This window comes from Aeromonas sp. FDAARGOS 1402, from assembly GCF_019046925.1.
In the GTDB taxonomy this organism is placed as follows: domain Bacteria; phylum Pseudomonadota; class Gammaproteobacteria; order Enterobacterales; family Aeromonadaceae; genus Aeromonas; species Aeromonas caviae.
Map to the genome: position 1 here is coordinate 642,501 of NZ_CP077201.1, position 18,177 is coordinate 660,677.

The following is an 18,177-nucleotide window of genomic DNA, read 5'->3' on the forward strand; positions in this document are numbered from 1 at the left end:
ACTGTGGGTCAGACCAGTAAAAGGTTTCCCCTGCCGGATCAGAGGCGTAAGCTGGCTCTCCGGCGGGCCTTCATGACGCGCCACGTTTCCCCGATTTCATCAGCAACAGGACGTAACATGATCCGCAAGAATCCCTCAGGTCACCTGCCCGTTATCGACGAATCCGCCTATATCGACAAGACCGCCATCATCTGTGGCAAGGTGATCATCAAGGAGAACGTGTTTGTCGGCCCCTATGCCGTGATCCGCGCAGACGAAGTGGACGAGAGTGGTGACATGGAACCCATCGTCATCGGCGCCAACTCCAACATTCAGGATGGCGTCGTCATCCACTCCAAATCCGGCGCTGCCGTCACCATCGGCGAGTTCAGCTCCATCGCCCACCGCAGCATCGTCCACGGGCCCTGCGAAGTGGGTAACCGGGTCTTCATCGGCTTCAACAGCGTGCTGTTCAACTGCCACATCGGAGAAGGGTCCGTGGTGCGCCACAACTCCGTGGTCGATGGCTGCGATATTCCCCCCGGCTTCTATGTCCCCTCCACCACCCGCATCAACCAGCAGAGCGATCTGGCGCAGATCCCGCGCGTCACCGTGGACGCCACCGAGTTCTCCGAGGATGTGGCTCACACCAACATCGACCTGGTCAGGGGTTACAAGGCGCTCTCCAACGAGTTTTGATCCGGTGAGCGGTTCACGACACACAACGGGCGCCACGGCGCCCGTTGTCACAACTGTAAAGAGGGCGAAAAGAGGGTGTAAAGGTGGTTGAGCCGGGCGCACGCGTCGCGTTTGATGGGGGCGTTCCCATCAATGGAGTCATCATCATGTCACGCTATCCTGTCGCCCTTGCCCTGCTGCTGGGCACCACGCTCCTTCATGCCGGTGAGATGCCGCCCCCGATGGGCGCCCGCCAGGGAGGCCCCATGACACCGCCCCCCTCCGTGCTCTATCACGCCAGCAAGCAGGGTGCGGATCCCCAGGTCCTGGTCCAGGCGCTGTCCAAAAACATTGATGCCGCCAAGCCGGATACCCGCTACGAGGTCACGGTCAGCGTGCGCGAACTGCCGCCCCAGCCACTCAAACCCCAGCCCGCCGGTGCACCGCTCAAGGGGCAGTGAGATGAGTCTGCACCGCCCTTCACTCTGGCTGCTTGCCATGGCCATCGCCCTGCCCGCCATGGCGGGTCCGGGGAACATGGGCAGACCGGGCGGATGGGAGAGCCCTGCCCCGCAGTACGGCCATGGGGCTGGCCCCGGCTTCGGCCACCGCGTCGACAGGCTGCCGGGAGGGGTGGAAACCCTGCTGCTGGCCGGGCTCACCTACTATGTGCTCGACGGCATCTTCTACCGTCGGCAGGAGAACCACTATGTGGTGGTCTCCCCACCTCCTCAGGTCCTGGTGGTGGCAGAGACAGGGCTCATCCCCCTGGATCTGGATGGCCGCCGCTATTACGTCAGGGAGGGTCACTACTACCTGCGAGAAATAGACGGGCGCTACACCGAGGTGCCGCCGCCCGCGGCGCTGCGCTGAATCGCACGGTGGAACAGATACGAGCAGGGGGCCTTGGCCCCCTCTTTCATTACCGGGGTGTTTACCCCACTCGGGTCTGAGCCGCGTACCTCAGGACGGGTCATGCAGGGGCAGCGTCATGGTCACTCTCAGCCCCCCCTGTGCGCGATTGCGCGCCTGGATGGTACCGCCCTGTAGAATCACCGCCTTGCGGGCGATGGCGAGCCCGAGCCCGTAGCCCTTGCCCATGCGGGGTGAGCCGATGCGCACGAAGGGGTCGAAGATCCCCGCCAGCTTCCCCTCCTCCACCCCGGGCCCCCGATCGGCGATGGAGAGCTGCACCTCCTGGCCCAGGCGCAGCACGCGAACATTCACCATCTGGCCCGACTGCGAGAAACGCAGGGCGTTGCGCACCACGTTCTCCACGGCGCGGCGCACCAGCTCGGCATGCCCCAGCAGGAGACAACCCTCCCCCAGCGCCGCCTCGAGCCCTATCTCGACTCCGGATTGCTGGGCTTCGAACCTGGCATCCTGGACAACCGTCTCCACCAGCGCCAGCAGGTCGTAGTGGCTCTGCTCAAGCCCGTGGCCCTGCTCGGCACGGGAGAGGGTCAGCAGCTCCCCTATCATCCTGTCCATCCGCTCCGTCTCGAGCCGGATCCGCGCCAGGGCGTCGCTCGCCTTCTCTGGGCGCTGCTCCGCCAGGCCGATGGCCATCTGGATGCGGGCCAGGGGGGATCGCAGTTCGTGGGAGACGTCGTGAAGCAGTTGCTCGCGCCCCTCGACCAACTGCTGCAACCGCTCCACCATGAGATCGAACTCCTTCGCCACCTCCGTCAGCTCGTCCCGGCGCCAGCGCAGAGCGGGCCAGAGTCTGACCCCCAGATCCCCTCTGGCTACCCGATCGAAGCTGCGTCGCAGGGCGTTCATGGGCCGAGTCAGGTGCCAGGCGAACAGAATGCTGAATAAGAGTCCCCCCAGGCCGCCAATCCAGAGCATGGGCGGGGGAATGTTGAGCCAGGAGAGGGGGCCGGGGGCCGGCCCGCCGGGGAGGACGCGCGGGTCCGCTCTGGTCTGCAGCAGATAGGTCTGCCCGTCGCTGGCAATCACGGTGCGTGTCAGCACGCTGCCCGGGCCCGCCTCCCCGGAGGCTGGCGGCCTGGATGTCCGGGAAGGCGCATCGGAGACATCGAGGAGTGTTATCTGCAGCAACGGCGGCGACATGGCCTGGCTCAATGCCGTCGCAGCCTCGATTCCCCCCTTTGCCAGCACGGCTGCCGCCATCTCCAGATGCTGGCTCGCCAACTGCTGGGCCAGGTGCTCTTCCGGGGGGTCACGCTCGGCACGAAAACCGAGCCAGAGCAGTTGGCTGACCAGCACGATGGCCAGCCAGAACCCCAGCAGAATCTTCCAGAACAAACGTCCCTTGAGGATCACCGTATCTTGTACCCTATGCTGCGCACCGTCTCTATGGTGACGGCCTCCCCCGCTTTTTGCTGCAGTTTCTGCCTCAGGTTGCAGATGTGCACATCGACGCTGCGATCATAGGCCTCCCTCGGGCGCCCTACCCCTTGCAGGGAGAGGGTGTCCTTGGTGACCACCTGCTCCGGTGCTCGCACCAGCAACACCAGCATGTTGAACTCGGTGGCGGTCAGCTCCAGCGGCTCCCCCTGCCAGAGACAGACCCGGTTGGCCGGGGTGACCGTCAGATCCCCCAGGATGAGGGCATCCGGCGAGGGGGTTGCGCTCCCCCCCTCGTTGACCCGCCGCAGAACGGCCCGCAGCCGGGCCACCAGCTCCCTGGGGTAGCAGGGTTTGGGCACATAGTCATCGGCCCCCATCTCCAGTCCCACCACTCGATCCACGTTGTCCCCCTTGGCGGTCAGCATGATGATCGGCAGGCGGCTGCGCTGGCGCACCTGGCGCAGCACCTCGGTGCCGCTCAAGTCGGGCAGCATCACATCCAGCAGCAGGGCGCTGTAACGGCCGGAGAGGGCATGGTGCACACCTTCCCCTCCGGTCAGCACCTGGGTGGTATCAAACCCTTCTCCCCCCAGGTATTCACTCAACATGGCGCCCAGTTCGGCATCGTCATCCACCAGCAGGATCTTCATATGCGGTCTCCCTTGTCGGCGGCCATTTTCGCCGCTTGCCACGCACTTGGCAGCCATTTTTACGAAACCCTTACGCTTGGCGCAAAGAGCCTTAACCCGGCTCTGGGGTAGAGTGCCGCCGTGATCGTCATTCAGGATACAGGTTGTCATGCCCACGTTCTCCCCTCGTCTCTTCTGGCTGCTGCCCCTGTGCGCCCTCGCCCTGTGGCTGGCCTGGCGCCCCCAGGCCAAGGCACCCGCCAGCGACTACATCACCGCCAGTGCCGAGACCCGGGATCTGGAGCAGCTCATCATGGCGGACGGCACCCTGAAGGCGCGCAAGCAGGTGAGCGTGGGCGCCCAGGTGTCGGGCCAGATCAAGAAACTGCACGTGACTCTGGGGCAGGAGGTCAAACAGGGGGAGCTGCTGGTCGAGATAGACGATCTGCCCCAGCAGAACGCCCTCAAGGATGCCCTGGCCCAGCGCGACAACCTCCAGGCCCAGCTGGATTCCAAAGAGGCCACCCTTCGCAATGCTCGCCTCGCATACCAGCGCCAGCAGCAGATCGTCGCAAGAGGCCTTGGCAGCACGGCCGACCATGACAGCGCCAAGGCGACCCTGGACGAGACCCAGGCCGATATCCGGGCCCTCAACGCCCAGCGGGTGCAGGCCGAGATCGCGGTGGACACAGCCCGGGTCAACCTGGGGTATACCCGGATCCTGGCCCCCCTCTCCGGTACCGTGGTGGCCATGCCGGTGGAGGAGGGGCAGACCCTCAACGCCAGCCAGAGCACCCCTACCCTGCTCAAGATTGCCCAGCTCGACACCATGACGGTGGAGGCCAGGATCTCCGAGGCCGACGTCATCAACGTCCGGGTCGGCATGCCGGTCTATTTCACCATTCTTGGCAACAGCCAGCGCCGCTTCGAGGGATCCCTGCGGGCCATCGAGCCCGCCCCCGACACCATCAATGACGACGACACCACCAGCAGCAGCGACAGCAGCGCCATCTATTATCACGGCCTGTTCGAGGTGCCCAACCAGGATGGTCAGCTCAGGATCAGCATGACGGCCCAGGTCTATCTGGTGGTCGCCCGGCTCAAAGATGCGCTGGTGATCCCGGCCATCGCCCTGCAGGGGGATCAGGTCAGGGTGATCGACGACGGAGGCCGGATCAGCCTGCGCCGGGTCAAGGTCGGCCTGAACAACAAGGTGGATGCCCAGATCCTGTCGGGCCTGAGCACCGGTGAGCGGGTCATCGTCAGCGAAGTGAACGCAGGCCAGAGCAACGCCGCCGGGGGCATGCCGCCCCCCATGGGGATGTGACCATGGGCGCCTTGTTGCAACTGCGGGGCATCCACCGCCACTTCGGAGAGGGTGAGCGCACCGTCACCGTGCTCGATGGCATCGATCTGGCGATCGCCCGTGGAGAGATGGTGGCCATCGTCGGCGCTTCGGGCTCCGGCAAATCCACCCTGATGAACCTGCTGGGCTGCCTGGATCAGCCGAGCGAGGGGGCCTATCTGGTGGCCGGGCGCGATACTGCCACCCTCAGCCGGGACGAGCTCGCCGCCCTGCGCCGGGAGCACTTCGGCTTCATTTTCCAGCGTTATCACCTGCTGGCGGATCTCGATGCCCGCACCAACGTGGAGGTCCCCGCCCTCTACGCCGGTCTGGATCCGGCCGAGCGACGCCAGCGGGCCGAGGCCCTGCTGACCCGCTTCGGCCTCGCCAGCCGGCTCAGCCACAAGCCGAGCCAGCTCTCCGGCGGCCAGCAGCAGCGGGTCAGCATCGCCCGGGCCCTCATCAACGGCGGCGAGGTGATCCTGGCCGACGAGCCGACCGGGGCCCTCGACAGCCAGAGCGGCGCCGAGGTGATGGCGAGCCTTCAGGCCCTGCATCGCCAGGGCCACACCCTGGTGATCGTCACCCACGACATGGACATCGCCCGCCACGCCGAGCGGATCATCGAACTGAAAGATGGCCGGGTGATCGCCGATCGCCGCACGCGCGAACCACTGGCCCTTTCCCAGGCGACCCAGGCCGCCACCAAGACGTCCGCCAGGGGGAAAACCCCGCTGATGGCGGGGCTCGGCAATGCCCTGCAGATGGCCCTCAAGGCCATGGTCGCCCAGCGTCTGCGCACCTTTCTCACCATGCTCGGCATCATCATAGGTATCGCCTCGGTGGTGACCGTGGTGGCCCTCGGCCAGGGCTCCCGGGAGCGGGTGCTGGAGAACATCAACGCCATGGGCACCAGCACCCTGGAGGTGTTCCCCGGCCGCGGCTTCGGGGACATGCGCTCCGCTACCATAGAGACGTTGCGGATCGGGGACGCCGAGGCCATCGCCCGGCTGGACTACGTGCACAGCGTCACCCCCAGCCTCAGTACCAGCGCCACCCTGCGCCTTGGCAGCACCGCCGTCTCCGGCACCATCAACGGCGTCGGCGCCCAGTTCTTCCAGGTCAGGGGCTATCGTCTGGCCCAGGGCATGGGCTTCGATCGCCAGAGCGAGGAGAGCCTGGCCCAGGAGGTGGTGATCGACGAGCACACCCGGGACAAGCTGTTCGCCCCGGCCCAGTCCCCCCTGGGCCAGGTGATCCTGCTGGGGGATCTGCCCTGCCGGGTGATCGGGGTCGCCATCAAGAACCAGAGCGGCTTTGGCAGCGACGAGACCCTCAATGTCTGGATCCCCTACACCACCGCCATGAGCCGCATGCTAGGGCAGAGCCATCTGCGCAGCATCAGCGTGCGGGTGCGGGACGAGGTGAGCCTGGACGCAGCCCAGGACGGCATCAGCCGCCTGCTCACCCTGCGCCACGGCAGCCAGGACTTCTTCCTGCTCAACACCGACAGCATCCGCCAGACCATCAGCCAGACCAGCGCCACCCTGACCACGCTGATCGCCCTCATCGCGCTCATCTCCCTGATCGTCGGGGGCATAGGGGTGATGAACATCATGCTGGTCTCGGTCACCGAGCGCACCCGGGAGATAGGGGTGCGGATGGCGGTCGGCGCCCGGACCCGGGACATCCAGCAGCAGTTCCTGATTGAAGCCGTGCTGATCTGCCTGCTGGGAGGCGTGCTCGGCATCGCCCTCTCCCTGCTGCTGGGCCAGCTGTTCGACCACTTCAGCAGCGACGTCCGGATGAGCTACTCCCTTGCCGCCATGGGGGTGGCCTGCCTCTGCGCCAGCCTGATCGGGGTGATATTCGGCTTCGCCCCGGCCCGTCGGGCCGCCAGGCTGGATCCCATCCACGCACTGGAGCGCGAATAGCCCGCATTGACGCCGGGGTGATGCCACCCCGACACCGGATCGGGGGCCGATGCCCGGCCCCGCCACCAAGCCTGAACGCCCGCACTTCTTCCCAGACTGCGCGGGTTCTTTGACCGGGTCCTGTACCCGGTCTTTTTTGTCTCCCGCCCGCCACGCATACGACAGAGCCGCCCGAAGGCGGCTCTTTTCATCACGGGCCAGGCGGTTATCCCGGGCCATCAGGCGCCGATGATGCCACCATCGTCCCGGGTGATCCGCAGCACGGCGGAGCGGGGGATGGCGGTGCCGCCGTCCGGGAAGTGGGAGGGTGCCCCCTCCTCCCCCGGGTGCTGCACCCCGACGAACATGGTGCGCCAGTCAGGCGTGAAGGTGAGGCCCGTTATTTCGCAGGCCACGGGGCCGGTCAGGAAGCGGCGCACCTCGCCGCTCGCGGGATCGGCGCACAGCATCTGGTTGTTGCCCATGCCGGCAAACTGCTTCTCGTTGGAGTAGTCGCCGTCGGTCTGGATCCAGAGCCGCCCCGCCTCGTCGAAGCCGATGCCGTCCGGGCTGTTGAACATGTTGTCCGGATGGATGTTGGCACTGCCCGCCATCAGCCCCTCCTTGTGCACGCCAGGGTTGCCCGCCAACAGGAAGAGATCCCACTCGAAGCTGTCGCTCCCGTGATCGTCCCCCATCGGGCGCCAGCGGATGATCTGGCCATAGGGGTTCTCGGCCCTGGGGTTGGCGCCATCGAGAGGTTGGTTCTCCTTGAGGCCGCGGTTCTTGTTGTTGGTCAGGGTGCAGTAGACCTCAGCTCTGTGGGGATGCACGGCCACCCACTCGGGCCTGTCCATAGTGGTGGCGCCGAGCCGGGTCGCCGCCTCCCGGGCGAAGATGAGCACCTCCCCCTGATCGGCGAAGCCGTTCTCCCGGGTCAGGCCGTGCTGGCCGTGCACCAGGGGCAGCCACTGGCCAGTACCCTTGAGCTCCCCCTCCCTCGCCTCGAAGCGAGCCACATAGAGGGTGCCCTCATCCAGCAGATCCCGGTTCGCAGGATCGTTGCCCGGCGCCATCTTGTTCTTCGAGACGAAGCGGTAGATGTGCTCCCCCCGCTCGTCGTCGCCGAGGTAGACCACGGCGCGGCCATCCTGGTTGATGGTGAAGGCCGCATTCTCATGCTTGAAGCGGCCAAGGGCGGTACGCTTCTTCGGGGTGGAGGCGGGATCGCGGGGATCGATTTCCACCACCCAGCCGAAGCGGTGCGGCTCCTGGGGATGCTTCGCGAGATCGAAGCGCTCGTCGAACCTGTGCCAGCCAAAGCCCGCATCCTCGGCGGCCAGGCCGTAGCGGGCGGCGCGCTGGTCCAGCTCCGGCTTGCCCTCGCTGCCGAAGTAGCCGTTGAAGTTCTCCTCGCAGGTGAGGTAGGTGCCCCAGGGGGTCTGGCCATTGGCGCAGTTGTTGAAGGTGCCAAGGGCGGTGCGCCCCTCGGGATCGGCCTGGGTCTTGAGCAGGGCATGGCCCGCCGCCGGGCCGCTCAATGTCATAGGGGTCGTGGCGGTGATGCGGCGGTTGAGGGCCCCCTTGGGGTTGGCCTGCCACTTGCCATCGACGCGCACCAGCTCCACCAGGGAGACCCCGTGGGCCGCCTGGGCCTTGGCGACGGCGCCGGCACTGAGGGCCTTGCCGCCATCCGCAAACAGGTATTCGTAGTTGGTGTATTCGTTGTTGACGGCGAGCAGGGCGCGATCCGGGCCCAGGGGGAAGAAGCTCATACCGTCGTTGTTGTCGCCAAACTGGCGGGCCTGGGTCTTGGCGTCGTTGCTTTGGGCAAAGGCGGGGGCGTCGGCGAACAGGGCATCCCCCCAGGCGATCAGCACCTCGGCCTTGTAGCCGGGCGGCACCACTATGGTGTCGGCCACCGAGGCGGGCACGGCCTGGAAGCCAAGCAGCGGCCGGGTGGCGGCAGCCACGGCCTGGGCCACGGGGCTCGCGGCAAAGAAGGCCACCATGCTGGCGGCGCCCACCCCTTTGAGGAAGCCACGGCGGCTCAGGCCCGCCTCGATGAGGCGGTTGAATGCCGGCTCCTGCTCGCGGGGGTGGTTGGCACTGTCTTTCTCGTCAAAACGGCTCATCGGCTTTTCCTTGTTATCTCGGCGCAATCATTGCGTCATCACGGCGTCCGGCCACAGCATGGCAGCGCTTTATTAAACGAGGATGACAAATGATGAGATAACCGGCTGGCCCGGCAAGACGCCACCGCCAACGACAAGGGGCGGTGGACACCAGTCCCACCGCCCCAAGAGACACATCGCCGACAGAAGCTCTCCCCTCTATCTAGCCGCACCTCTTCAGACTGCTATGCCCGTTTGTACCGGATAGCACCCGCTGGCAACGTCTAGTTGCACTTCTTCAGGCTGATATGCCAGTTGGCGCCGGATTGCACCTGATGTTTGGCGGCGAAGCTGTCCATGTTCAGCGCCACCGACACCTGCAACAGGCTGTTGAGGTAGACCAGGGGCTGGCCCTCCGGCACGTCGCCAAAGCTGCTGACGTAGGGGGCCTTGCCCTCGTATTTCAGCGCATCCCCTTCGCTGATCCTGATGCAGGCGTTGTCCCCCTTGTGGATACCCGCCTTGGTCAGCAGGCTGTCGTCGATATTGGTCCAGACGTTCCCGTACTGCACGTCCAGGATCGGAATGGTGCCCTTGAGGGTACCGTCTTGCTCGGCCACCGCCGGCTGATAGGGGATGGTCACCACCTCGGCGGGCAGCAGAGGCCCCACCTGCTCGAAGCTGATGGCACCGGAGGCCAGGCGCGCGCCGGTGTAGGCGTAGACGTCGCGGCCGTGGAAGGTGTAGGACTTCTCGGAGCCCTTGAGGCGGTTGGTCTTCTCGTCTATCTGGCGCACCGCCTCGATGCCGAAGTGCTCCGCCACCAGGGTCAGGGTGCCGTTGTCAGGGCTGACGATGTAGTGGCCGCTCCTGGTCTTGAGTACCACCGACTTGCGTTCGGTGCCGACACCGGGGTCCACCACGCTGACGAAGACGGTGCCCGCGGGCCAGTATTGCAGGGTCTGATAGAGGCGGTAGGAGGCTTCCCAGATGTTGTAGGCCGGGATCTCGTGGGTCAGGTCATGGAGCGGCAGGGTGCGGTCCACCCCGAAGGCGACCCCCTTCATGGCCGAGACGGCGCCATCCTTGAGACCGAAGTCGGTCTGGAACACCAGAGCCTCGTTGGCAAGGGCACTCGCCCCCACCAGAGAAAGGGCGAGCACGAGGGCGCGGGGGACGATACGAATATCCATGTCAGGGCTCCTTTAAAGACGTTTGGACGTCCAGATTGCCATTCATGGAAATCTTTGCAACCCCTGATGCCCGAATGGGGGGCGAAATGACTCGCCAATCCGCCCCGTGCGGGTGTATCCATGGGGCATCCAACGCCGGGAGCACATCAGATGACCAGAGAGCATCACGACACCATTTTGCTGAGCCTGGGCAATACCCGAAGCCAGGTCGCGCTCACCGCGGCCGATGGCACCAGCCAGACATTTGCATTGACACTGGGGCTCGATGCCCTGACCCCGGGACCCTTTCGCCAGGATCCACCGACGCCCCTGGAACTTGAGCAAGCCATCATGGTGGTGGAGGATGTGCTGATGCCCCTCGCGGCACGGATCCCGCCCCACCCCGTGCTGCACCTGCAAAGCCCGGAGCCCCTGGCCGAGGTGCTAGGCAACCGGGTGCAGAGCCGGGAAAACATAGAGCGGTTGTTCGGCCAGCTTGCCGCCATGGTGGAGGGGGATCCCCTGGCCTCGGCCCAGTTGCCGAGGGAGAGGCGCATCGCAGCAGCCCTGCTGATCCTGCGGGAGTGGATGCACCACCTGGATGCCGGGAGCGTCGTCCTGGTCGATGGGTGATGCCCTGTCAGACAGCGGGTTCGAAGCGCCGCCGAGACACTGCCCACGCCAACCAGAGGCTTGTCAGGGTGCAGCCGACGAAGAGCAGATCCAGCGCGACCCCAAGACCGGCCCCGTCGCTCACCCAGCCCAGCAACACGGGTACCCAGTTCGCCACATAGGCGATCACATAGAAGAGGGAGAGCAGCCGCGCGTGGCTGGCCGGGGGCGCGATGCGATTGATCAGGGTCGCACTGCCCACGAACACGGCCCCCTGGGCATAGCCCGCCACCAGCAGCCCGAGTCCCGCCAGCCAGCTGGGCAGGCCGTGAACGGCCCCGGCAAAGAGCAGCACGCACAGCGCCAGGGCCAGCACGCCGCTTTGCAGGGTATGGCGGGCATCGAGGCGACGGGCCCAGAGCTGGCAAAGCCCGGAGAAGACCAGATAGGCCGCGACAAGATAGCCGAACAGCCCCAGATCCGTCATGCCCAGCATCTCGCTCACCACCTTGGGACCCATGGCCAGCAAGCTGGCCGCCACCGCCCAGGCGGTGAAGAGCGCCAGGGCGCAAAGGAAGAACCCGGCCCCCGTGGCCCTGAGCCCCTCTCCCAGGGAGCCGCCACTCTGCCCGCTCGGGGCGGCCTCCGTCGTCCTCACCCCTTTGGGCCAGCTCAACACCAGCCCCCCGATGGCGCAGGCCGCCATCCCCAGGATCAGCAGAAACGGCAGCGTGGTCGGGTAGAGATCCTGCTGCAGCGCCAGCCCGCTGAACACGGGGCCAAGGGCCAGCCCGGCGGTGAAAGACAATGTGGCGCTCAGCGCCGCCCGCTTGCCCCCATCCCTGGGGCCAAAACGTAGCAGCGCCACATTGGCAGCGCCGGTCAGGCTGCCCGTGCCAATCCCGGCCAGCAGCCGCGCCAGCAAAAGGGTCCAGAAGCTGTCAGCCAGGGAGAAGAGCAGGGCCCCGCCCCCGACCGCCACCAGGGCAGGCAGGATCAGGGTGCGCAGATCCGCCACGCGTCCTGCCAGGTTGCCCACCCCGAACAAGGCGATGAGCACGCCCCCCGCATAGCCGCCATAGATGAGGCTGAGGCCGAGATCGCTCAGGGCCAGCGCCGCCTGGTAATGGGGATAGAGCGGGGTAGGCACGCTGCTGTTGAGCAGGGCCGACATCAGGGCGAGGGAGAGAAACCAGCGCAGACGAGGATGGACAACCTGACCTGGCTCGCAAGCCGGGACGCTTGAGACAGACATGGACACTCCAGTGGCAGACGAATGAAACCGCAATCGGGAGCGACATCATAGCGATCCCGCCCACCCCGGACTGCGGCAGTTCTGCATCACGCCGACTCAATCCTGCATCACGTCGGGGTGGCGCGCGCCCTTGGCCGGGGAGCCGCAGGCACGCACCGGACCCGGTCTATCCCCTTGTGCTGCCATCCCCGCTGGCATCTAATATTGCGGCGCCAATCGGGCGTTCTGCTTGAGTGAGGAGCAAGCATGATCAATTGGGACGATGCCCGCTTCTTCCTGGCCCTGGCACGGCGGGGCAGCCTGCGGCAGGCCGGACTCGAGCTCGGGGTGGATCAGGCCACCGTCGGGCGGCGGATCACCCTGCTCGAGCAGCAGCTGGGGGCCAAGCTGTTTATCCGCACCCCCAGACACTATCGGCTCAGCCCCCTGGGGGAAGCGCTGCTACCCCAGGCCGAGGCCATGGCGCAGGCGGCCCTGGCCATGATGCGTACCGCGAGCCTGGGGGAGCTGGAAGGGGAGCTTTGCATCGCCACCACGGATACCCTGGCCCAGGGCTTCGTGCTGCCCGCGTTCAGCCTGCTGCGCCAGCGCTACCCCGGCATCCGCCTCAAGTTGCTGACCGCCGTCAGCGTGAGCGACATCCCCAATCAGGAGGCGGATCTCGCCATTCGCAGCGTGCGCCCCGAGCAGGGAGATCTCGTGGTCAAACGGCTCGCCACCATCAAGATGGGGCTCTACGCCTCTCCCGACTACCTGGCCAGGCGGGGCACGCCCCGCTCGGGTCAGGCACTGCAAGAGCACGACCTGCTGCTCTTTCCCAGAGAGCTGGTGGCCCGTCACTGGCGGAGTCTGTGCGGCGAACCGCTCCACGAGCCCAACGTGATCCTGCAGAGCAATGCCCAACTGGTGCTGATGGCGGCCGCCCGGCAGGGGCTGGGCATCGCCCTGCTCTCCACCTTCCTCGCCGAAGAAGACCCCGCCCTGGTGCGCCTGCTGCCTGACCAGCACGATCCCATCGACATCTGGATGGTGCTGCACCCGGATGTGCAGAAGACGGGCCGCATGCGCGCCCTGGTGGCAGCCCTGGAGGAGGTGTTCCAACCCCTGCAACAGACCCGGTCACCCGCCACCCCCTGTCAAACGCACAGGGATTGAGCGGGTATGCCCCCCATACGGGGCACTTTCTTCGCAACGAACCATGTTAGAGTCCGCCGCTGTTTTTTCCTTTGATAACGGGGCCTTACATGAAGAAGTTTGTTGTTTCATCCATTGTCATCCTGATGGCGGGCTTGCTGACAGCCTGTGCGAGCGAGTCGTCGCGCACCCTGGAGGTACCCAAGGTTGCCTCCTATCAGAGCCACTATCAGGGCGCACGCAGCCCCATCGCCGTCGGCAAGTTCGACAACCGTTCCAGCTACATGCGTGGCATTTTCTCCGACGGCGTGGACCGGCTGGGCAACCAGGCGAAAACCGTGCTGATCACCCACCTGCAGCAGACCGGCCGCTTCAGCGTGCTGGATCGCGACAACATGGCGGAGATCCAGGCCGAAGCCGGGATCAAGCAACAGGCTCAGCAACTCAAGGGCGCCGACTACGTGGTCACCGGCGACGTCACCGAGTTTGGTCGCAAGGAAGTCGGTGATCATCAGCTGTTTGGCATCCTGGGTCGCGGCAAGTCACAGATCGCCTATGCCAAGGTCAACCTGAACATCGTCAACGTCACCACCTCGGAAGTGGTCTTCTCTTCCCAGGGTGCCGGGGAGTACGAACTCTCCAACCGCGAGATCGTCGGCTTCGGTGGCACCGCCAGCTACGACTCCACACTGAACGGCAAGGTGCTGGATCTCGCCATCCGCGAGGCCGTCAACAATCTGGTGAACGGCATCGAGACCGGTGCCTGGCGCCCGGCCCAATGAGGAGAGACGAGATGACGCTGTTCCGTCCTTCCCTGCTGCTGGTCAGCGGCCTGCTGCTGAGCGCCTGCGCCCAGGGGCCGCAGACGCTCTACAACTGGGATCAATATCAGGGAGTGGTTTACCAGCACATGCAGGGTGACGACACCGGGGTCGAAGCGCAGATCGATGCGCTGGAGAAAAACCAGCAAGAAGCGAGCGCCAAGGGGCAGGCTGTGCCACCGGGCTTTCACGCTCACCTCGGCATGCTGTACGCCCAGCTCGGCAAGGATGCCCAGACTCGCGAGCAGTTCGAAACCGAGAAGCGCCTCTTCCCCGAATCGGCCCCCTTCATGAACTTCCTGATGTCTAACAAGAAGGGAGAGACCCAATGACCCTGCGCACCCTCCTTGCCCTCACGCTGGGCGCCCTCCTCCTGGGCGGCTGTGCACAGGGCCCCGGTTACGACTACAGCAACTTCAAGGAGAGCAGACCGACCTCCATTCTGGTGCTGCCGCCGGTGAATCACTCGCCGGACATCAAGGCGGGCCCCAGCCTGCAATCCCAGATCACCTATCCGCTCGCCGAGTCCGGCTATTACGTGCTGCCGGTAGCGGTCACCAACGAGACGTTCCGGCAGAACGGCGTGACCGAGCCCGCCGACATCCAGGCGCTGCCCATCAAGAAGCTCCACGAGATCTACGGAGCCGATACCGCCCTCTACCTCGACATCAAGGAGTACGGCACCAGCTATCTGGTCATCTCCAGCGAGACAGTGGTCACCGCCAGTGCCCGCCTGGTGGATCTGCGCACCGGTAAGCTGCTGTGGGAAGGCAGTGCCAGCGCCAGCAGTGCCGAGCAGCAGGGCAATTCGGGGGGCGGCCTCATCGGCATGCTGGTGGTGGCGGTGGTCAATCAGATTGCCAACACCCTGACCGACAAGGGTCATGAAATCGCCGGTATCACCAGCGTCAGGCTGCTCAGTGCCGACATGCCCAACGGCATCCTCCATGGCCCCCGCTCGCCGAAATACCAGGCTCGCTAAGGCGCCCGTCACAGTCCACACAAGAGGGCGCCATGCCCTCTTGTTTCAGTCGCCACCCCTTTTCCCTGCCTGACATCGCATGACGCCTCATCGTCTATCTTTTTGATATTGTTGGCTCATTCTTGCGCATGCCGGGTGACGACCCACCAACTTCATCTGGTGATGCCCGGCAAAATCAGTTACAAGAATGGCCTCTGTCACCATGGACGAGTTCACTGCATGGCTGGATCACTGTTGCGTATCATCCCCCGTCAATGGCTCTACCGGTTTGGCTGGCTATGTCTGGCTCTGACAGGGCTCGGGCTGGTGTGCAACTACACCTACTTCGTCATCAGGCACGATATGGCGCTCATTACCGCCAAGCAAGCCAACCTGTTCGAGGTGTTCTATCAGCGGGCCCGCATCCTGGCGCCAGAGAAACTGGCCGCCTTCATCGACAACAGCAGCATCAAGATGCCCATCTTCAGCGAGAACGGGGATGCGACGGCCTATGCCTATGGCTATGATCTCCCCACCTTGAAGCGCCTGGCGGTCATTCCCGTGTTACCCCCGGCCAACCAGATGCTCCTCGCCTACCAGTACGTCATCTCCAACCCCGAGGTCCTCAACCTCTACGCCTTCTATGATGATCGCCGCATGCTTGGCATGGTCGCCAGCAAGGGGATGCTGCCGAGCCAGTTGTTGCCCATCAACACCGACCTCAGCGACATCGAGCCCTGGACCCACTTTTTCGGTTGCGCCTCCTTCGCCTCCACCCATGTCCCCTGCAGCACGGATGAAGCCTGGGTATCCGAGATCTACACCGACACCTTCACCGGACTGAATACCATCACCCTCTACTTCCCCTTCGTCTATTACGAGCCCGCCATCAAGGACTACCGCTATGGACTCAAGGGCATCGACATCGCCGTCGACCGGGCGTTCAAGGATGTGCTGCACCCCTTCGAGAGCCTCAATCCGACCCGGACCGTCCTCTCCTTCGAAGAGGTCGAGCCCTGCCGCCCGTTCCACCTCTGCCTGAGCACGCCGCTGATGCGCACTCAGGCAGGCAATGATCTCTACCTCAAGTGGTCATACAGTTACGGCGATTTCATCCGCTCCGTGCTCTACGGGGCGGCCTTCAAGCTCTATCTCATCATCCTGCTGCTGATCATGCTGACGGGGCGCAGCCTGGTTACCCGTCTGCGCATCCTGGCCCAGACCGACCACCTGACCCGGCTGCCACGCCGTGACATCCTCAATCAGGCGCTGCTGCGGGAGCACGACTACCTGATGATCCTCGACATCGACAACTTCAAGTCCGTCAACGACACCCATGGTCACGGGGTGGGTGACCTGGCGCTCGTCGCCTTCGCCAATCACCTCAAGACCAATATCCGCAAGGGCGATGTCGCCATTCGCTGGGGCGGAGAAGAGTTCATCGTGCTGTTCAAGGGGATGGACGATGACAAAATGATGCATCACTCCGCCGCCCGCCTGCTGGAGCGGCCATTGCGCATCCCCGAGCTGCCCGCCCCCATCACTTTCTCCGCCGGAGTAACCCGCATTCGCGATTACCTGACGGTGGCCGAGGCGGTGCAACTGGCCGACGACCTGCTCTATCACGTCAAGCAGCACGGCAAGCGCAATATCGCCTATTACCAGGGGCAAACCATCCGCCTTGTCCGCGATCCGGGTGACAATTCGGCCCCCTGAGCGGCCCGGCTTCTGCCGCTCCCCTGCTATCTGTTACCATCCCGGCCACGCTGATTGTTTCCGTCCCGGCCACGGGGCGGGATAACCCCATACTGGTGCCCTATGTCCATTGCCTCTTTCGCCGAACTGGCCCTCTCCCCCCGCTTGCAGCAAACCCTGACCGAGCTTGGCTACGCCGCCCCCACCCCGGTGCAGGCCAGCGCCATCCCCTTGATCCTCGCGGGGCGGGATCTGATGGCTGGCGCCCAGACCGGCACCGGCAAGACCGCCGCCTTCGTGCTGCCGCTGCTGGAGCTGTTGTTGCAACACCCGACGAGCGATGGCCCTCGCCCCATCCGCGCCCTGGTGCTGGTGCCGACCCGCGAGCTGGCGGTGCAGGTTGCCGAGAGCGTCACTCGCTACGCCAGGGGCACCACTCTCACCAGCACGCTGGTCTACGGCGGGGTTAGCATCGCCGCACAGGTGGAGGCGCTGAACGCCGGGGTGGATATCCTCATCGCCACCCCGGGCCGCCTGCTCGATCACCTGCGCCAGGGGGCGCTCACGCTGGCCGAACTGCGCCATCTGGTGTTTGACGAGGCGGACAGGATGCTCGACATGGGCTTTATGGACGAGATCCAGGCGCTGTTGAAGCAAATCCCGGCGGATCGCCAGACCCTGCTGTTCTCGGCCACCTGCGATGACAACCTGTTTGCCCTCTGCAAGGTACTGCTGCGCGACCCGGCGCTGGTGGAAGTGGCACCGCGCAACACCACGGCGGCCGAGGTGGAGCAGCGGGTCTATGCGGTGGACAGCGATCGCAAGGTGGCGCTGGTCGAGCACATGCTGACCGTGAAGGGCTGGGCGCCGGCGCTGATCTTCAGCCGCACCCGACAAGGGGCCGACAAGCTGGCCCAGCAGCTTGGCAAGGGGGGCATCAATGCGCTCGCCTTCCACGGGGATCTGTCACAGAGCGCGCGGGAAAACGTGCTGCTGGCGTTTCGCGCAGGCACCTTGCAGGCCCTGGTGGCCACCGACGTGGCGGCTCGCGGCCTCGATATCAGCGAGCTCAACCATGTGATCAATCTGGAGTTCCCCCATCAGCCCGAGGATTACGTCCACCGCATCGGGCGCACCGGCCGCGCCGGCAACAAGGGGCTCGCCATCACCCTGTTCAGCCCGGAAGACGCCCCCCTGCTGGAAAAAGTCGAAGCCGTGCTCGATACCCGCCTGCCCCAGCAGTGGTTCCCGGGCTTTGAACCGAATCTCACCCGCTTCGACCCCGAGCCGCGCCGCGCCAGCAAGGGAGCCCTGAAGCAGAAGGCCAGAAAGCAGGCCCTCGCGGGCAACAAGGGCGGCAAGGGACGCAAATCCTGACACGACTGTTTGCTGGGGCAGCCATGCGCCTGCCCCAGCATCGTCCCTCTCCAGACCCAGGCCTGTGGGGTGACGCCAACCGCTTTCCTGCCCCCCTGTTCTGCTCCGCGCCCTCCTCCTCAGTCCGCTGCTTGCCCTGACACGGCGACCCTTTGCCACACTCTGCTACAAAAGAG

The 18,177-nt window shown here is 65.2% G+C and carries 17 protein-coding genes; 12 read left to right on the top strand and 5 right to left on the bottom strand.

Translation table 11 applies throughout. The features are described 5' to 3' along the window. The first annotated feature begins 117 nt into the window (after window positions 1–117). The 3 genes from I6L32_RS03010 to I6L32_RS03020 all read left to right on the top strand — a co-directional run bounded on the left by I6L32_RS03010 (window position 118) and on the right by I6L32_RS03020 (window position 1,530). Window positions 118–678: a carbonate dehydratase gene (locus I6L32_RS03010; RefSeq protein ID WP_010672952.1), complete on the top strand. Its 561-nt coding sequence runs from the start codon at window positions 118–120 to the stop codon at window positions 676–678. A 146-nt stretch (window positions 679–824) separates the two neighbouring features. Further along, window positions 825–1,118 carry a hypothetical protein gene (locus I6L32_RS03015; protein WP_041214573.1) on the top strand — a complete coding sequence of 98 codons (294 nt, stop codon included), beginning with the start codon at window positions 825–827 and terminating at the stop codon, window positions 1,116–1,118. 1 nt (window position 1,119) lies between these two features. Further along, window positions 1,120–1,530 carry a DUF6515 family protein gene (locus I6L32_RS03020; RefSeq protein ID WP_010672950.1) on the top strand — a complete coding sequence of 137 codons (411 nt, stop codon included), beginning with the start codon at window positions 1,120–1,122 and terminating at the stop codon, window positions 1,528–1,530. Between the two features lie 90 nt (window positions 1,531–1,620). Here I6L32_RS03020 and I6L32_RS03025 read toward each other — a convergent pair whose 3' ends face one another. Both I6L32_RS03025 and I6L32_RS03030 read right to left on the bottom strand, forming a co-directional pair. Then, the gene (locus tag I6L32_RS03025; protein ID WP_254203876.1) at window positions 1,621–2,928 is read right to left on the bottom strand and encodes an ATP-binding protein; all 1,308 of its coding nucleotides are present in this window, start codon (window positions 2,926–2,928) and stop codon (window positions 1,621–1,623) included. A 14-nt stretch (window positions 2,929–2,942) separates the two neighbouring features. Continuing rightward, window positions 2,943–3,623: a response regulator transcription factor gene (locus I6L32_RS03030; protein WP_010672948.1), complete on the bottom strand. Its 681-nt coding sequence runs from the start codon at window positions 3,621–3,623 to the stop codon at window positions 2,943–2,945. 148 nt (window positions 3,624–3,771) lie between these two features. Between I6L32_RS03030 and I6L32_RS03035 the strand changes: the two genes are divergently transcribed. Together I6L32_RS03035 and I6L32_RS03040 are read left to right on the top strand one after the other, a co-directional pair. Continuing rightward, complete coding sequence (locus tag I6L32_RS03035; protein WP_216944671.1) at window positions 3,772–4,929, top strand: efflux RND transporter periplasmic adaptor subunit; 1,158 nt, start codon at window positions 3,772–3,774, stop codon at window positions 4,927–4,929. Window positions 4,930–4,931: 2 nt separating this feature from the next. Beyond that, window positions 4,932–6,881: a MacB family efflux pump subunit gene (locus tag I6L32_RS03040; protein ID WP_307772553.1), complete on the top strand. Its 1,950-nt coding sequence runs from the start codon at window positions 4,932–4,934 to the stop codon at window positions 6,879–6,881. Between the two features lie 218 nt (window positions 6,882–7,099). Here I6L32_RS03040 and I6L32_RS03045 read toward each other — a convergent pair whose 3' ends face one another. Together I6L32_RS03045 and I6L32_RS03050 are read right to left on the bottom strand one after the other, a co-directional pair. Then, window positions 7,100–8,995 (bottom strand): PhoX family phosphatase, encoded by a 1,896-nt coding sequence (locus tag I6L32_RS03045; protein WP_216944673.1) that lies wholly within the window; start codon window positions 8,993–8,995, stop codon window positions 7,100–7,102. 263 nt (window positions 8,996–9,258) lie between these two features. Next, the gene (locus tag I6L32_RS03050; protein ID WP_042015034.1) at window positions 9,259–10,167 is read right to left on the bottom strand and encodes an S-adenosyl-l-methionine hydroxide adenosyltransferase family protein; all 909 of its coding nucleotides are present in this window, start codon (window positions 10,165–10,167) and stop codon (window positions 9,259–9,261) included. Window positions 10,168–10,317: 150 nt separating this feature from the next. On the opposite strand from I6L32_RS03050, the gene I6L32_RS03055 reads away from it, so the two are divergent. After that, window positions 10,318–10,779 (top strand): hypothetical protein, encoded by a 462-nt coding sequence (locus I6L32_RS03055; protein WP_113069672.1) that lies wholly within the window; start codon window positions 10,318–10,320, stop codon window positions 10,777–10,779. A 7-nt stretch (window positions 10,780–10,786) separates the two neighbouring features. On the opposite strand, the gene I6L32_RS03060 is transcribed toward I6L32_RS03055, so the two are convergent. Continuing rightward, window positions 10,787–12,013 carry a sugar MFS transporter gene (locus I6L32_RS03060; RefSeq protein WP_216944674.1) on the bottom strand — a complete coding sequence of 409 codons (1,227 nt, stop codon included), beginning with the start codon at window positions 12,011–12,013 and terminating at the stop codon, window positions 10,787–10,789. Window positions 12,014–12,259: 246 nt separating this feature from the next. Between I6L32_RS03060 and I6L32_RS03065 the strand changes: the two genes are divergently transcribed. The 6 genes from I6L32_RS03065 to I6L32_RS03090 all read left to right on the top strand — a co-directional run bounded on the left by I6L32_RS03065 (window position 12,260) and on the right by I6L32_RS03090 (window position 18,001). Continuing rightward, window positions 12,260–13,168: a LysR family transcriptional regulator gene (locus I6L32_RS03065; RefSeq protein ID WP_216944675.1), complete on the top strand. Its 909-nt coding sequence runs from the start codon at window positions 12,260–12,262 to the stop codon at window positions 13,166–13,168. Between the two features lie 89 nt (window positions 13,169–13,257). Further along, a complete protein-coding gene (locus I6L32_RS03070; protein ID WP_216944676.1) occupies window positions 13,258–13,929 on the top strand; it encodes a CsgG/HfaB family protein in 672 nt (223 codons plus the stop codon). A gap of 11 nt (window positions 13,930–13,940) precedes the next feature. Next, window positions 13,941–14,300 carry a DUF4810 domain-containing protein gene (locus I6L32_RS03075; RefSeq protein ID WP_010672939.1) on the top strand — a complete coding sequence of 120 codons (360 nt, stop codon included), beginning with the start codon at window positions 13,941–13,943 and terminating at the stop codon, window positions 14,298–14,300. Continuing rightward, window positions 14,297–14,950 carry a DUF799 domain-containing protein gene (locus I6L32_RS03080; protein WP_041214564.1) on the top strand — a complete coding sequence of 218 codons (654 nt, stop codon included), beginning with the start codon at window positions 14,297–14,299 and terminating at the stop codon, window positions 14,948–14,950. Before I6L32_RS03075 ends, I6L32_RS03080 begins: the two co-directional genes overlap by 4 nt. Window positions 14,951–15,169: 219 nt before the next feature. Continuing rightward, window positions 15,170–16,645 carry a GGDEF domain-containing protein gene (locus I6L32_RS03085; protein ID WP_216944677.1) on the top strand — a complete coding sequence of 492 codons (1,476 nt, stop codon included), beginning with the start codon at window positions 15,170–15,172 and terminating at the stop codon, window positions 16,643–16,645. Between the two features lie 102 nt (window positions 16,646–16,747). Further along, window positions 16,748–18,001, top strand: coding sequence for a DEAD/DEAH box helicase (locus I6L32_RS03090; RefSeq protein WP_216944678.1), 1,254 nt, complete (start codon window positions 16,748–16,750; stop codon window positions 17,999–18,001). The last annotated feature ends 176 nt before the right edge of the window (window positions 18,002–18,177 follow it).

Bases quoted from the DNA above. Each gene is read 5' to 3' on its own strand.
- I6L32_RS03030 (WP_010672948.1), bottom strand. From the start codon at position 3,623: ATGAAGATCCTGCTGGTGGATGACGATGCCGAACTGGGCGCCATGTTG.
- I6L32_RS03055 (WP_113069672.1), top strand. From the start codon at position 10,318: ATGACCAGAGAGCATCACGACACCATTTTGCTGAGCCTGGGCAATACC.
- I6L32_RS03010 (WP_010672952.1), top strand. From the start codon at position 118: ATGATCCGCAAGAATCCCTCAGGTCACCTGCCCGTTATCGACGAATCC.
- I6L32_RS03080 (WP_041214564.1), top strand. From the start codon at position 14,297: ATGACCCTGCGCACCCTCCTTGCCCTCACGCTGGGCGCCCTCCTCCTG.
- I6L32_RS03045 (WP_216944673.1), bottom strand. From the start codon at position 8,995: ATGAGCCGTTTTGACGAGAAAGACAGTGCCAACCACCCCCGCGAGCAG.
- I6L32_RS03040 (WP_307772553.1), top strand. From the start codon at position 4,932: ATGGGCGCCTTGTTGCAACTGCGGGGCATCCACCGCCACTTCGGAGAG.
- I6L32_RS03050 (WP_042015034.1), bottom strand. From the start codon at position 10,167: ATGGATATTCGTATCGTCCCCCGCGCCCTCGTGCTCGCCCTTTCTCTG.
- I6L32_RS03020 (WP_010672950.1), top strand. From the start codon at position 1,120: ATGAGTCTGCACCGCCCTTCACTCTGGCTGCTTGCCATGGCCATCGCC.
- I6L32_RS03060 (WP_216944674.1), bottom strand. From the start codon at position 12,013: ATGTCTGTCTCAAGCGTCCCGGCTTGCGAGCCAGGTCAGGTTGTCCAT.
- I6L32_RS03070 (WP_216944676.1), top strand. From the start codon at position 13,258: ATGAAGAAGTTTGTTGTTTCATCCATTGTCATCCTGATGGCGGGCTTG.
- I6L32_RS03075 (WP_010672939.1), top strand. From the start codon at position 13,941: ATGACGCTGTTCCGTCCTTCCCTGCTGCTGGTCAGCGGCCTGCTGCTG.
- I6L32_RS03035 (WP_216944671.1), top strand. From the start codon at position 3,772: ATGCCCACGTTCTCCCCTCGTCTCTTCTGGCTGCTGCCCCTGTGCGCC.
- I6L32_RS03090 (WP_216944678.1), top strand. From the start codon at position 16,748: ATGTCCATTGCCTCTTTCGCCGAACTGGCCCTCTCCCCCCGCTTGCAG.
- I6L32_RS03015 (WP_041214573.1), top strand. From the start codon at position 825: ATGTCACGCTATCCTGTCGCCCTTGCCCTGCTGCTGGGCACCACGCTC.
- I6L32_RS03085 (WP_216944677.1), top strand. From the start codon at position 15,170: ATGGCTGGATCACTGTTGCGTATCATCCCCCGTCAATGGCTCTACCGG.
- I6L32_RS03065 (WP_216944675.1), top strand. From the start codon at position 12,260: ATGATCAATTGGGACGATGCCCGCTTCTTCCTGGCCCTGGCACGGCGG.